Raw genomic sequence first — 15336 nt, 5'->3', positions numbered from 1 at the left:
GCGACCGAACGGAGCTGCGTGGATTGGGAGGAACGAATGGCCAACCTTGTAGAAATGTCGAACATTTCAAAGTCGTTTGGCGGAAGTCTGGCGCTTGACCGGGTGTCATTGGAGCTCTTGCCGGGTTCGGTCCATGCCCTGATGGGCGAAAATGGCGCCGGCAAATCGACTCTCATGAAGATCCTTGCGGGTGTTCATCGCCCGGACAGTGGCGAGATCTTCAAGAACGGCCACAAGATCTCTTTCGTCAATCCGAAAGAGGCGCTTGATTTTGGTATATCGACAGTCTTCCAGGAAATGACGCTCCTGTCGAACCTCACGATCGCCGAAAACATGTTTCTCGGGCGCGAACCGGTAACGCGCCTCGGCACCGTCGATTACAAGCGCATGAATGCGGAAACCAGCAAGGCTTTGAAAGAGCTTTCGCTTGACCTTGATCCGAGGACGCTGGTTTCGAACCTCAGTATCGCTCAACGGCAATTTGTCGAAATCGCTCATGGTATCAAGGCCGATGCCTCGATCTTCATCCTTGACGAACCGACGGCTGCTCTTAACGCCGCAGATGTTGAGATCCTCAACAAGCATATCCGGCGGCTGCGCGATGCGGGCAAGGCTATCGTCTACATCTCGCACCGCATGGATGAAATTTTCCAGATCTGTGACACCGTGACGGTCCTGAAGGATGGTAAGCTGGTGGGCACGCGTCCTCTTTCCGAAATGACGCCGACATCACTCATCGCAATGATGGTCGGCCGCGAATTGAAGGACCTTTTCCCGGCAAGAAACGCCTCGGCGGCCGGCGAGCCGATGCTCGACATCAAGCACTTCAAAATTGGCGCGACGACGAAGCCATTTTCGCTGCAAGTTTCCAAGGGTGAAATTGTCGCTCTGGCAGGACTGGAGGGACAGGGGCAGCAGAAGCTGTTGCGCTCGCTCGTTGGCCAGTTCCAACCCTTTTCGGGAACGATCACGCTCAACGGAAAATTGCTCGCCTTGCCGGTGCCGAACGAGAACGGTGTGCGCAAGCTCCAGCAGATGGGGGTCGGTTTTGTTCCGGAGGATCGCAAGGAGGAGGGTCTGTTCCTGAGCCTCCCGATCGCGCACAATATCGAGATTGCCTTGCACTCGACGAGAGCTGGATTTTCGCCTGCGAAGAACTATCGCAAGCTGGTTTCCGAGACAATCAAGCGGCTCAACGTGCGGACCATCAATGCTTCAGCGCCCGTCGGCGCCTTATCCGGTGGAAATCAGCAGAAGGTTCTGCTTGGCCGTTACATCGCCGCCAATCTCGACATCCTGCTCATCGAAGAGCCGACACGCGGCGTCGATATCGGCGCAAAGGCGGAAATCTACAAGCTACTACGTGACTTCACGCAGAACGGCGGGGCCGTGCTGGTGCTCTCGAGAGAAACCGTTGAGCTCATCGGCCTCTGCGACCGCATCTATGTCGTCCATGGCGACACGGTTGTTGCCGAGATGCCAGCCGCCAAGGCCACAGAGCACGACATTCTCGATGCCGCTTTGAGCGCGTGAACGCAAAACAGAGAAGCAATCCGATGACTAAGACCCTCACAAGACTATTTACGGGAAGTCAGAGCCGCCAAGGTCTCTGGATGGTTCCCCTGCTGATCACGATCGTTCTGAGCGCTATCCTGATCGGCGAGACCGATCAGTTCCTCAACCGGGAAAACCTGTTCAATCTGGTCGCGCAGGCGATGCCGCTGATCATCACGGCCGTCGGTCAGCTGTTCGTCATCCTCGTTGGCGGCCTCGACCTTTCCGTTGGATCGTTGATCAGCTTCACAACGGCTGTCCTTGCTTTGGACGCCCCGGGTTACATACTGATCCCGGCCGTCTTCGTGTTGGCGGCTCTGCTCGGTCTGACGAATGGATATGTCGTCACCCGTCTCAACGTGCATCCGATTATCGCAACTCTGGCGATGCAGTACATCGTGCTCGGCGCGGCGCGTATTTTGCGCCCGGTCTCCGGCGGAACTATTCCCGATATCGTTATCAGCTCGGTCTCAGGGTCCTTCCTCGGTATCCCCATGCCGATATTCTGGGGCATCTGTGTGGCATTGGTCGCGTGGAAATTGCTTTACGGATCGCGGTTCGGCCTGCATCTCTTCGCGATCGGCGGCGGCATTTCCAACGGCGTCGAAGATGCCACGCGCAACTTCGGCGTCGCCGACAAGCGCAATATCATTCTCGCCTATGTCGCCTGCTCTTGCTTTGCGGCGCTTGCTGGGGTGTTCCTGGCTGGCCGCATCGTCTCCGGCGACCCAAATGTCGGACTCCTCTTCGAACTAGACGCGATCACGGCGGTCGCTATCGGCGGCACGCAGTTGTCCGGCGGTGTCGGCAGCCTGCAGGGAACGATTATCGGAGCCCTCGTACTGGCGCTCCTCTCCAACGGAATGAATCTGGTCAACATTTCGCCGTTCATCCAGACGGCGATCAAAGGCGGCATCCTGCTCCTTGTCGTCGGGTTCCAGACACGCAAGAAGATGGGGCTCTAAAATGTCAGCCTTCGCGAAAAATCCGGCAATCCAGCGAATGCTCAGGATCGCGCCTTCATACTATGTCTTTGCGTTGCTTCTGATCGTCTTGTGGGTCTCACGCCCGCAGATGCTGAACGCAAATGTCATGGGCATCTTCATTCGCCAGGTTGCCCCGCTCGGTGTTCTTGTTCTTGGACAATTGCTCGTCATGCGGGTCAAGAGCATCGATTTGGCGGGCGGTGGCATCATCCTGCTCGTCAACTACTTCATCTCGTCCGGTCTCTTTCCCGGGATGTCGGCGATGGGTTTCGTCCTGCTCGCGCTTTTCACCGGCACGGCAATCGGACTGTTCAACGGCTACATGGTGGGCAAGCGGCGGGTCTCGGCGGTTATCGTGACCCTTGCCGTCAGCATCATCCTTGTCGGCGCCGTGCAGTTCTTGTCGAGCGGAAAGCCGCCGGGGAACGTGCCGAGCTACCTCAACGACATCTATAATGTAAAATTCGGCCCGCTGCCTCTCCCGGTCCTGTTCTGGGTGGCGTTGACAGCATTGCTGTCTCTACTTCTCTCAAGAACGGTGTTCGGCCGTTACGTGACCTCTGTCGGGGCAAATGCCGAAGCGGCGCACTTCTCGGGTGTTCCGGTCGAACGCACGGTTATCGTGGCGCACACGCTCGCGGGCCTGATCGCCGGCGTCGCGGCACTCGTGCAAACAGCTTCGATTGCGGTTGGAAGCGTACGCGTCGGACTGGATCTGCCGATCCTGTCTGTTGCCGCGACTATTCTCGGCGGCGTGGTGTTTGGACGGGGTGAAGGCGGCGTGTGGGGGCCGTTCTTCGGTGTCCTTTCTTTTGCGCTTCTCTTCGTCGTGATGACGTCTTTTGGCGTCAGCGACTCCGGGAAGCTCATCGCTCAGGGTCTGATCATTCTCCTTGCGGCCATTTTCTATGGCCTCAAGGCACGCAACTAGTAGTATCGGAGGAGTAACGGTATGGAAGACAAACGCTCTATATTGTGTTTTGGGGATTCACTGACGTGGGGATGGATTCCGGTCTCGGAATCGTCGCCGACACTCAGATATCCTTTTGAGCAACGCTGGACCGGCGCAATGGCCGCGGCGCTGGGAGACGGCTACGCGATCATCGAGGAGGGCCTGAGCGCCCGCACCACCAGCGTCGAAGATCCGAACGATCCCAGGCTAAACGGTAGCGCCTACCTGCCAACGGCACTCGCCAGCCACCTGCCGCTTGATCTCGTCATTATTCTGCTCGGCACCAACGACACTAAGTCTTATTTTCGTCGCACACCTTATGAAATCGCCAATGGCATGGGCAAGCTTGCAGGACAGGTTCTTACCTGCGCCGGCGGCATCGGAACACCCTACCCTGCCCCTAAGCTTCTGATCGTTTCGCCGCCGCCCCTGGCTCCCATGCCGGATCCTTGGTTCGAAGGCATGTTCGGTGGCGGTTACGAGAAGTCACTCGAGCTTGCGAAACAGTACAAGGCCCTTGCCGATTTCTTGAAGGTTGAATTCCTCGATGCAGGCGAATTCGTCAAGACCGACGGCTGCGATGGAATCCATTTCTCCGCCGAGACGAACATCACTCTCGGTCGGGCAATCGCTGAGAAAGTCAAAGCGATCTTCTCTCAAGTGGCGAAGAAAGCTGTGGCTTAGCAGCCTTCCGTCGCCGGCCGCCAGCGCCACCTCCCAGGCGGCTGGCGGTCCTTCTCCGTTACCAAGATTTGAGGCTTCCATGTCCGGCTATATTTTGGCGATCGACCAGGGGACAACGTCTTCCCGAGCCATCGTCTACGGCCCAGATGCCCAGCCGATCGCAATTGATCAAAAAGAGATTTCGCAGTCCTTCCCAAAGTCGGGTTGGGTCGAGCATGACGCGACTGAAATCTGGGAATCTGTCCTGCAGACCTCCCGTAACGCTCTCGCCCGCGCAGGTATTGAGACCCGCGATGTCGCGGCGATCGGCATAACAAACCAACGCGAAACCTGCCTCGTCTGGGAGCGGTCGAGCGGCAAGCCGATCCACCCAGCGATTGTCTGGCAGGATCGACGTACTTTCGGCGCATGTGAGGTTCTTCGTGCCGATGGGTTCGGACCTCTGATACAAGAGAAGACCGGCCTCCTGCTCGACCCGTATTTTTCCGCCACGAAAATTGCCTGGATTCTGGACAACGTTGACGGCGCGCGGCGCGCGGCGGAGGCTGGCGAGTTGCTCTGCGGCACGATCGATACGTATCTGACCTGGATGCTCACCGGCGGCGCTGTACACGCGACGGACGCCACGAATGCGTCGCGGACATCGTTGTTCGATATCCGTGAGAATCGTTGGGATGACGAATTACTGGGGGCATTCAGGGTTCCGCGCACTTTGCTTCCCGAGGTCAAGGATTGTGCGGATGACTTCGGCCAGACGATTGCCGCGCACTTTGGTGCCGAAATCCCGATACGGGCTCTTGCGGGAGACCAGCAGGCGGCCCTAATCGGCCAGGCCTGCCTCAAGCCAGGAATGCTGAAATCGACATACGGGACGGGATGCTTCGTTGTCCTGAACACCGGTGACCAGATCGTCAGATCGTCCAACCGGCTGCTGTCGACGATCGCATATCGTCTTGAGGGCAAGACCACCTACGCGCTGGAAGGCTCCATCTTCATGGCGGGAGCAGCGGTTCAGTGGTTGCGAGACTCGCTGAAGATTATCAAGGAAGCCTCTGAAACCGGCCCACTGGCGCATTTGGCGGACGAGCAGGAAGACGTTTATCTCGTCCCTGCATTTACCGGCCTTGGAGCTCCGCACTGGAACTCGCAAGCCCGCGGCGCCATCTTTGGCCTGACGCGGGGCACAGGCATTGCCGAGCTCTCTCGGGCGACGCTCGAATCCGTCTGCTATCAAACGCGCGATCTCCTCGAAGCCATGGCTTCCGATTATCCGATGGAGGTCAGAGGTGCGACACTTCGCGTCGATGGTGGCTTGTCGGGCAGCGATTGGGCGATGCAGGCCTTGGCGGACTGCCTCGGAAGCGTCATCGAACGCTCACGGAGCCAAGAAGCTACGGCATTGGGAGTTGCTGCACTCGCAGGCGCGCGCGCTGGCGTCTGGCCTGATCTTGCGACCTTCGCAGGAAACTGGAAGGCGAAGAGCAGCTTCACCCCAAAACTCAACACTGACGAGCGGGCACGACGCTATCGCAAATGGCGCGCGGCTGTTGCGAGCACACTTTCCTATGCCGCAACCGCATGATCTCGCGGGAGACCGATATGCAAGACAAGATCCATGACCTGTTCGTAATCGGCGGCGGTATCAACGGCTGTGGGATCGCGCGTGACGCTGTTGGCCGCGGCTATTCGGTGGCGCTGGCTGAGATGAATGATTTTGCCTCCGGTACGTCGTCGGGTGCCACGAAGCTCATCCACGGGGGTTTGCGCTATCTCGAGCATTACGAGTTCCGGCTGGTGCGTGAAGCGCTGATGGAACGCGAAGTGCTCTGGGCGATGGCGCCGCACATCATCTGGCCGATGCGCTTCGTGTTGCCCTACCACAAGGGTGGCATCCGCCCTGCCTGGCTCATCCGGCTTGGTCTCTTTCTCTACGACCATCTCGGCGGTCGCAAGCTCCTGCCGCCGACAGCGACGCTGGATATGAAAAAAGATCCCGCTGGCCAGCCGCTGAAGGCGCTGTTTGCCAAGGCCTTTGAATATTCCGACGGTTGGGTCGACGATGCCCGCCTGGTGGTGTTGAACGCCCGCGATGCTAGCGACAAGGGTGCGCTGATCATGCCGCGCACCAAAGTGGTCGCGGCACGGCGCGAAAACGGGCTCTGGACGATCGAGACGGTGGATACGGTCTCCGGGATCGCCGGGGTTCATCAGGCGCGTATGCTCGTCAATGCGGCCGGTCCCTGGGTAGATCATGTGATCCGCGGCGCGTTCGGCAAGAACGAGGCGCAAAATGTCCGCCTCGTCCAAGGCAGTCATATCGTGGTGAAAAAGAAGTTCGAGGGGCCACGGGCCTATTTCTTCCAGAACCCCGACAATCGTATCATCTTCGCCATTCCCTATGAGGACGAGTTCACGCTGATCGGGACCACCGACCGCGACTATAGCGGCGATCCAAAAGATGTCAGGATATCTCAAGAAGAGACGGACTATCTTTGCAAGGCGGCGAGCGAATATTTTAAGGAGCCGGTCAGACAAGACGATATCGTCTGGACCTATTCGGGGATCCGCCCACTTTTCAACGACGGCGCCTCGAAGGCGCAGGAGGCGACCCGCGATTACGTGCTTCAACTCGACGGGGGCATCGGTAAGGGTGGCAGCGATGCGCCGCTTCTCAATGTCTTCGGCGGCAAGCTCACCACCTACCGGCGCCTAGCCGAACATGCTCTGGAGAAGATCGGCGGTGCGATTGGCGTGAAGGGTGCTCCGTGGACGGCCAAGAGCCATCTGCCGGGTGGGGATTTTCCGGTTCAAGGTTACGAAGCGGAGGTTGCAAAGCTCTGCAAGAGCTATCCGTTCCTCGCGGCTTCGCATGCACGCCGGCTTGTGCGCAGGTATGGCACCAGAGCATCTGTTCTTCTCGGCAATGCACAAAAGATCGAGGATCTCGGCCGGCTGTTCGGGTCCGACCTCTACGAAGCCGAGGTGCTCTACCTCATGCAGCATGAATGGGCACGCACGACGAACGACATTCTTTGGCGGCGCTCTAAGAAGGGGCTGCACCTCAGCCATAGTGAAGTGTCCCGCCTCGACCATTTCATTTCTGAAATTGTCCAGCGTCAAGTGGCCGCACAATGAGATTGTTTGACCGCTCGCAGCGCGCAGGTCGTGGCGGCCGGTCACTAGATTTTTTTTGGGGAGTTTTCATGTCGGAAAAGATTTACCCGGTTGCCAAGCCGGTGGAAAACCATGCGCTAATCGATAGGCCCAAATACGAGGAATGGTATCAGGAAAGCGTTGCGAACCCGGAGCAGTTCTGGGGCGAACACGGCAAGCGCATCGACTGGTTCAAACCCTACACCAAGGTCAAGAACACGTCCTTTGCTGGCGCTGTCTCGATCAAATGGTTCGAGGACGGTGAGACCAACGTCTCATACAATTGCATCGACCGCCACCTCGAGAGCAACGGCGACAAGGTCGCCATCATCTGGGAAGGCGACGATCCTTCGATCGACAAGAGGATCACCTACAACGAGCTCTACGGGCATGTCTGTCGTTTCGCCAATGTGCTGAAGAAGCATGGCGTCAAGAAGGGTGACCGCGTGACCATCTATATGCCGATGGTGCCGGAAGCGGCCTATGCGATGCTAGCCTGCACACGCATTGGCGCGATCCATTCTGTCGTCTTCGGCGGCTTCAGTCCGGAAGCACTGGGCGGTCGTATCGTTGACTGCGCATCGACCTTCGTCATCACCTGCGACGAGGGCCTGCGGGGCGGCAAAGCGGTTCCGCTGAAAGCCAATGTAGACAAGGCAATCGATATTGCCGCACGCGATCATGTCTTCGTCACGGATGTGCTGGTGGTCCGACGCACCGGCGGGCAAGTCGCCTGGGCGTCTGGCCGCGACCTCTGGTACCACGACGAGGCCGAAACGGTTTCTACCGACTGCGCGCCGGAGCCGATGAATGCGGAAGATCCGCTGTTCATCCTCTATACCTCCGGTTCGACCGGCAAACCGAAGGGCGTGCTGCACACGACCGGCGGCTATCTCATTTATGCCTCGATGACGCATGAATGCGTGTTCGATTATCGACCCGGCGATATATACTGGTGCACGGCCGATGTCGGCTGGGTCACGGGTCACTCCTATATCGTCTACGGGCCGCTCGCCAACGGCGCGACGACATTGATGTTCGAAGGCGTCCCGACCTTCCCGGATGCCGGCCGCTTCTGGGATGTTATCGACAAGCACCAGGTCAGCATTTTCTACACCGCGCCGACGGCGATCCGCTCGCTGATGGGCGCCGGCGATCATTTCGTCAAGCGCTCCAGTCGCTCCAGTCTCCGGCTGCTCGGCTCGGTCGGCGAACCCATTAATCCGGAAGCCTGGGAGTGGTACTATCATACAGTCGGCGAGGGCCGCTCGCCGATCGTCGATACCTGGTGGCAGACAGAAACCGGCGGCATCATGATCACGCCGCTGCCGGGCGCGACCGACCTGAAGCCCGGCTCCGCCACCCTGCCTTTCTTCGGTATCAAGCCGGAGCTCGTCGACGCCGAAGGCAAGCTCATCGAGGGGGCCGCCGACGGCAATCTCGTGATTGCCGACAGCTGGCCGGGCCAGATGCGTACGGTCTACGGCGACCACGAGCGCTTTATCCAGACCTACTTCTCCACTTACAAGGGCAAGTATTTTACCGGCGACGGCTGCAGGCGTGACGAGGATGGCTATTACTGGATCACCGGGCGCGTCGACGACGTGCTGAATGTGTCCGGTCACCGTCTCGGCACAGCGGAAGTTGAATCCGCTTTGGTTTCGCATCACCTCGTATCCGAGGCCGCCGTCGTCGGTTATCCGCACAACATCAAGGGTCAGGGCATCTATTGCTACGTCACTCTTATGGCCGGACAAGACGGCAACGACGCGTTGCGTCAGGAGCTGGTCAAGCATGTGCGCGCCGAGATCGGCCCGATCGCAACCCCCGACAAGATCCAGTTTGCGCCGGGTCTTCCGAAAACCCGCTCCGGCAAGATCATGCGCCGCATCCTGCGCAAGATCGCCGAAGACGATTTCGGGGCGCTCGGTGATACCTCAACGCTGGCAGATCCCGCTGTTGTCGATGACCTGATTGCCAACCGGCAGAACAGAGCCGAAGCCGCCTAGGAGGTCCGCATGAAACTCATACTGATGGGCCCGCCCGGGTCCGGAAAAGGGACCCAAGCCAAGCGGATTTGCGAACGGTTCGACATACCGCATCTGTCGACTGGGGACATTTTGCGGGCGGAGGTCAAGGCGGGCACGCCGCTTGGTCTGTCGGTGGAAGCAACGATGAAAGCGGGGGGCCTTGTTTCGGACGACATCATCTCGTCGATCGTCGTTAGTCGGGTCAGGTCCCCGGAAGCTCAAAACGGGTTTGTGCTCGATGGATTTCCGCGAACAATTGCGCAGGCCCTTGTTTTGGAACAAGCGCTCGGCTTCGACGCACTAACGGCGGTGATCGAGCTAGTCGTTCCGGAGGAGGAGCTCTACGACCGGATTTGCCGGAGAGCAGCGGAGTCCGCCGGCGTACAGCGCGCCGATGATAATGCTCAGACTTTGCGGTTGCGACTAAAGGCATACCGGGCAGAAACACTTTCGGTATCTGATTTCTATAGACCAAGATCACCGTTTTTCATGATCGATGGTCTAGCTGCTCCCGACGAGGTAACGGACCGGATTTTGCAAATCCTACAGGATGACGCTGTCGAACAAACCTGAACATTTCTGATCTGAAATCAACTTTACGCAATATTCATTCACTCAGAATAATTATTAATGAACCTCGTTATCTTGGGTGGAGAACAATGGGCATTCATCTCAACTATGTGCTGCTTCGCGGGCCGATCCGGACAAAGATATTTTGTCTTTTGACGCCGATACTTGTCGGCATTGTCGGCCTGAGCCTCGTCAACTATCTGTCCGGCAATATGCTGAACAGCCAGCTGGCGAGCAGCTCAAGCGGAATGGTTACCTTGTCGGCGATCAAGCAGGCGCAAGATGGAATGAACTCGTTCCTGCTCGAAGCAACCGAGGCCAAACGTGACGCTCTGAAGGCGCTTCTTGCCGACCAGGGCGCCAAGATATCGACGAGCTTGTCGTTTGCGCATGAGGATGATGAACGACGGAGCCTGGTTGGCGCCGCGACGATCGCCAAGGAGGTCTCCGGTAAGATCGATAGCCTTTGGGAGATGCATAGCGACGAACGCAAGCTTCGAGATCAGATCAGCACCGATCTCGCTACGCTGTCGGATGTGCAGTCGAAGCTTCAGACCTATTTGAATATCCCTGCCGATCAGGCAGCCGCACAGGCGGCCACCGTGGAGACGCTGAACAAGATCAATGCGATGAACTACGAACTGCGCATTGCAGCCTCCGACTTCCTGGGGGGCATGAACGAAGATACCCTCAAGAAGGTGAAAGGGCGCTTCAAAGGGCTCGGCTTCTATCTCGGCAAGGTCAAGGAACAGCACGCCGGCAACGGCCCCATCCAGGAATTGGCCGACAAGGCGATCGCTGTCATCGGCCAGGCTCAGGACAGGTTTGACCAGCTTCTCGTCAGGGTGAGAGCTCGCGACGCAGCCTTCGAGGCTGCCAGCGCCAGCATGAACGACGCCTGGAACAAGATCCTGGAGTTTGCCCAGGTCCAGCGTGATCATGCCACCACCGCCCAGGATCGGGCGCAAACCATATCGCTCACAACGACGATGATTGCGCTGCTCTTCGGCTGCCTGGCAGGTTTCCTGCTGATCAGAACGATCAAGACACCAATCGAAGCGCTGACGGCGTCGATGAAGGCGGTTGCGTCAGGCAAGCTCGATGAAAATATCGGCAGCACCGAGAAGCGCGACGAGATCGGGGAAATGGCAAGGGCTTTGGACGTGTTCCGGCACAACGCTCTGGAAAAGATCCGCGTGGAAAGTGATGCGGAGCAGTCGCGGACGCTGGTAAGACAACAGCGACAGGAAGACGACCTGCGTAAGACCCGCGATGCGGCTGCCATCAGTCAAGCGGTTGATGCGATTGCAAGCGGTTTGCACAAGCTTGCCAGTGGCGATTTGACGGTAACTATCTCCCATCCGCTCGATGGAGAGCTCGACCAGCTCCGTCAGGATTTCAACGGTTCGATGATGCGGCTGCAGGCGACGATGCGCCAGATCCGCGACAATGTCGAAATGATCCAGGGTAACGGCAACCAGATGGCCGAGGCAGCAGAGGATCTTGCCAGACGTACCGAGCAGCAGGCGGCCTCGCTCGAAGAAACGGCCGCCGCCGTCGACGAGATCACCGTCACGGTCCGCTCGTCGGCCGAGCGCGCCAAGGATGCCGATCAGATTGTGCGCCAGGCCAAGCGCAGCGCCGACGACTCCGCCGTCGTCGTCAACAATGCGATCGACGCGATGGGCCGGATCGAGGAGGCCTCCCGCCAGATCGAACAGATCACCGGTGTCATTGACGAGATCGCCTTCCAGACCAATCTCCTGGCGCTGAATGCCGGCGTGGAAGCTGCCCGCGCCGGTGATGCCGGCAAGGGCTTTGCCGTCGTTGCCCAGGAAGTGCGCGAACTGGCGCAACGCTCGGCGAAGGCTGCCAAAGAAATCAAGGCCCTCATCAACAAGTCGACGGCCGAGGTCACTACGGGCTCGCATCTGGTTCAGGAAACCGGCGCGGTCCTGTCGCAGATCAGCACGCAGATTGTGACCATCAGCCAGCATGTCGAGACGATCGCCCGCGGTAGCCATGATCAGTCGAGCGCACTGCAAGGGGTCAACGCCACCGTCAATCAGATGGATCAGATGACGCAGCATAACGCGGCGATGGTCGAGGAGACGACGGCGGCAAGCCGCGAACTCGCCTCGCAGGCCGACAGCCTGCTCGCACTCGTGCTGCAGTTCAGGATCGAAGGAAATGGACAAGAGGCGGGTTTCTCAAGTGTGAAGGTCGGGGAGACCGAGGCAACACCGACCGTGATCCCGAGCCAGGCTCCCGGAAACCAACGCGTGGCCTGAGGCGGCCACTATGCTGCGGACGGCGTGACACCGCGCCGTCCTGAAAGATTGAACAAAATCGGATCCCCCGCGGATGCACGCGATAGGCTGAATATCGACATGACGACGACAACAGATACCGAACTTGACGCCTATCTCCGCGAAATGAAGGTCGATTCGGCCCTTGCGGCATTGGTCGAGAGAATTGCAAGCTCGGCGATCATTGTTGCCAATCACCTCAAGGACGCAGCGTTTCAAAACCATATCGGTAGCGCCGGCACGACGAATGTCCAAGGAGAAGATCAGAAGCTGCTCGACGTTCTGGCCGACCGCGTGTTTCGGAAAACATGCGCCAGCGCCACCTCGCTTGCGGCATATGTTTCCGAGGAGGTCGAGGACGTCGCGTGGCTGAAGGCGCCGTCCGCGGGAGATCTAACCCTTTATGTCGATCCTCTCGACGGTTCGTCGAATCTCGAGGTGAACCTCTCTGTCGGCTCGATCTTTGCTGTGAGCAAGGTTCTGGCCGACGGCGATCGCAGCGTACTGCGAACAGGGCGTGAGTATCTTTGCGCCGGATATGCCATCTACGGCCCATCGACCCTCTTCGTGATCACCTTTGGAGTCGGCGTGGTCGGCTTCACACTGGATCCGTCCGACGGGTCCTTTAAGCTCACGGATGTGTGCATGCGTGTTCCCCAGGAGACGAATGAATTCGCCATCAATGCTTCACGTCAGCGTTTTTGGGACGAACCGATCCGCCGCTATGTCGATGAATGCCTCGCCGGAAGCACAGGACCGCGTGGACGAGATTTCAATATGCGCTGGACAGCCTCGATGGTCGCGGACGTCCACCGCATTCTGACGCGCGGCGGTGTCTTTCTCTATCCCGCAGACGAGTCCAACCGCCAAAGCGGCGGCAAACTGCGGCTCATGTATGAGGCCAATCTGATGGCTTTTCTGATCGAGGCGGCAGGCGGTGCTGCCTCCACAGGGACCGAAGACATTCTCGCGATCCAACCGCAAGGCCACCACCAACGCGTTTCGGTTCTGCTTGGCTCGAGTATCGAAGTCGAACGTCTGACAGAATTCCATCAATCCCATCATCTGCAAGAGGAGATCGCCTCGTAAATGGCTCTCGTCACACTTCGCCAATTGCTCGACCACGCGGCCGAGAACGACTACGCCGTTCCGGCGTTCAACGTGAACAACATGGAGCAAATGCTTGCCATCATGAAGGCGGCTGATCGCACCAACAGTCCTGTCATCATGCAGGCAAGCCGCGGCGCGCGTGCCTTTGCCGGCGACGAGACGCTCTCTCACCTGATCCGGGCCGCGATCGAGAAGTATCCGCATATCCCCGTCTGTATGCATCAGGACCATGGCAATTCGCCTTCGACCTGCCTCTCCGCAATTCTGGCTGGCTTCTCGTCGGTGATGATGGATGGATCCCTTTCTGACGACGGCCGTACCCCCCTGAGCTTCGAAGACAATGTCGCTGTTACCGCGAAAGTCGCGGAGATGGCGCACCTGGTCGGTGTGTCCGTCGAAGGTGAGATCGGCCATCTCGGCTCACTGGAAAGCGGGCGGGGCGAAGCAGAGGACGGGCATGGCTTTGACGGCGAATTGAGCCGCGACATGCTTTTGACCAATCCGGAGGAGGCGGCCGAGTTCGTACGCCTGACCAAGGTGGACGCGCTCGCCATTGCAATCGGCACCTCGCACGGCGCTTACAAATTCTCCCGCAAGCCAGATGGCGACATCCTCTCAATCAAACGGCTGAAAGAGATTCACGCGCGCCTGCCAAACACCCATCTTGTTATGCACGGATCGTCATCCGTGCCACAGGAACTACAGGAGATCATCAATGCCCACGGCGGTGAGGTAAAGCCCACCTGGGGTGTTCCGGTCGAAGAAATCCAGGAAGGCATCCGGCATGGCGTTCGCAAGGTCAATGTCGATACGGATCTTAAAATGGCATTCACCGGCGCGATCCGGCGCGTGTTTGCGCTCCATCCCGGCGAATTCGACCCGCGGAAGTATCTGGCCCCGGGAATCGAAGCTATGGCCACTGTCTGCGGTGACCGCTACCAACAGTTCGGTGCGGCAGGGCATGCTTCTGCTATTAAGCCCCGTCCTCTTGCCGAGATGGCAAAACGTTACCAACCCTAATGAGGCGAGCCCAAGTCATGGCTATTGATTCCCGCCAATTGGTGATCGGCAACTGGAAAATGAATGGGATCGCGGCCGATCTCGCTGAAATCGAAAAAATTGCCCGGAATGTTGGCGAGCTCCGAGCCGATATTGTCATTTGTCCTCCGGCCACCTTGCTGCACGCAGCTGCGAACATCACGGTCGGCACCCGACTGTCGCTTGGCGCACAGGACTGCAGCTCTGAACAAAGCGGTGCCTATACCGGCGACATCTCGGCTCGAATGATCGTGGATTGCGGTGCCCGCTTCGTCATCCTCGGACATTCCGAGCGACGACAGTACCGCGGCGAGTCAGACCTGATCGTCAAGCGCAAGGCTGAGATCGCCCTTAGCGTTGGATTGACTCCGGTCATTTGCGTCGGCGAAACGGAGGCAGAGCGTATCGGCAACGAGACCATTGCAGTCCTCGAAAAGCAGTTGCGTGACGGCTTACCCTCCAAATCCGAACATGACCACCTGGTGATCGCTTATGAGCCTTTGTGGGCCATTGGCACAGGCCGCATCCCGGACGGCAATGAAATCCTGTCTGCTCACAGGGCCATTCGTGGCAGTCTGACGGATGCGTATGGATCCGGTGGTACCGAAGTATCAATCGTCTATGGTGGATCGGTTAAACCGGAAAATTCTGCCGAGATTCTCGGCCTTGAAAACGTCGACGGTGCTCTTGTCGGTGGCGCCAGCTTGCGCGCGGAGACGTTTCTGAAGATCTGCGCTGCTTCCAGGACATAATCTGGAAGCTGTCGCCATTCGAAACGATCTGCCTTCCCCGGCGTCTCGGCAAGCCGTGAGGGAAATCGCCTCGCTCGAGGGTAACAGCGTCGACGAAATAGGGTCTGCCTTCGAACTGCGGGCCCTCTCGCTTGGGGCAAGATCGATGGAGGATGCGCTCATGAAGGTGAACTTTTTGGCCTCCGATTGATGCGAGAG

General features: G+C 58.5%; 11 protein-coding genes and 1 pseudogene. All 12 read left to right on the top strand.

Annotated elements, in window-relative coordinates:
- The first annotated feature begins 36 nt into the window (after positions 1–36).
- On the top strand, positions 37–1533 hold the full coding sequence (locus tag O8B93_RS11540; protein ID WP_269710120.1) for a sugar ABC transporter ATP-binding protein: 1497 nt from the start codon (positions 37–39) through the stop codon (positions 1531–1533).
- Between the two features lie 23 nt (positions 1534–1556).
- Positions 1557–2519 (top strand): ABC transporter permease, encoded by a 963-nt coding sequence (locus tag O8B93_RS11535; RefSeq protein WP_269710117.1) that lies wholly within the window; start codon positions 1557–1559, stop codon positions 2517–2519.
- 1 nt (position 2520) lies between these two features.
- Complete coding sequence (locus O8B93_RS11530) at positions 2521–3471, top strand: ABC transporter permease (protein ID WP_269710116.1); 951 nt, start codon at positions 2521–2523, stop codon at positions 3469–3471.
- A 21-nt stretch (positions 3472–3492) separates the two neighbouring features.
- Positions 3493–4176 (top strand): SGNH/GDSL hydrolase family protein, encoded by a 684-nt coding sequence (locus tag O8B93_RS11525; protein WP_269710114.1) that lies wholly within the window; start codon positions 3493–3495, stop codon positions 4174–4176.
- Positions 4177–4255: 79 nt separating this feature from the next.
- Entirely contained in the window at positions 4256–5758 is a 1503-nt protein-coding gene (gene glpK / locus O8B93_RS11520) for a glycerol kinase GlpK (protein WP_269710112.1), read from the top strand.
- Between the two features lie 17 nt (positions 5759–5775).
- A complete protein-coding gene (gene glpD, locus O8B93_RS11515) occupies positions 5776–7311 on the top strand; it encodes a glycerol-3-phosphate dehydrogenase (protein ID WP_269710110.1) in 1536 nt (511 codons plus the stop codon).
- 68 nt (positions 7312–7379) lie between these two features.
- Complete coding sequence (gene acs, locus O8B93_RS11510; RefSeq protein ID WP_269710108.1) at positions 7380–9338, top strand: acetate--CoA ligase; 1959 nt, start codon at positions 7380–7382, stop codon at positions 9336–9338.
- 9 nt (positions 9339–9347) lie between these two features.
- Complete coding sequence (locus O8B93_RS11505; protein WP_269710106.1) at positions 9348–9932, top strand: adenylate kinase; 585 nt, start codon at positions 9348–9350, stop codon at positions 9930–9932.
- A gap of 1025 nt (positions 9933–10957) precedes the next feature.
- Positions 10958–12220 (top strand): annotated as a pseudogene (locus O8B93_RS27930) (methyl-accepting chemotaxis protein); the annotation flags it as partial.
- Between the two features lie 99 nt (positions 12221–12319).
- Entirely contained in the window at positions 12320–13327 is a 1008-nt protein-coding gene (locus O8B93_RS11495) for a class 1 fructose-bisphosphatase (RefSeq protein WP_269710104.1), read from the top strand.
- Positions 13328–14368, top strand: coding sequence for a class II fructose-bisphosphate aldolase (gene fba / locus O8B93_RS11490; protein ID WP_269710102.1), 1041 nt, complete (start codon positions 13328–13330; stop codon positions 14366–14368).
- Positions 14369–14385: 17 nt separating this feature from the next.
- Positions 14386–15138 carry a triose-phosphate isomerase gene (tpiA, locus tag O8B93_RS11485; protein WP_269710100.1) on the top strand — a complete coding sequence of 251 codons (753 nt, stop codon included), beginning with the start codon at positions 14386–14388 and terminating at the stop codon, positions 15136–15138.
- The last annotated feature ends 198 nt before the right edge of the window (positions 15139–15336 follow it).

Source organism: Martinezella rhizogenes (assembly GCF_027460065.1).
Lineage (GTDB): Bacteria > Pseudomonadota > Alphaproteobacteria > Rhizobiales > Rhizobiaceae > Agrobacterium > Agrobacterium rhizogenes_C.
The sequence above is the reverse complement of the archived record's forward strand: the minus strand, read 5'-3'. Positions and strand labels throughout refer to the sequence as shown.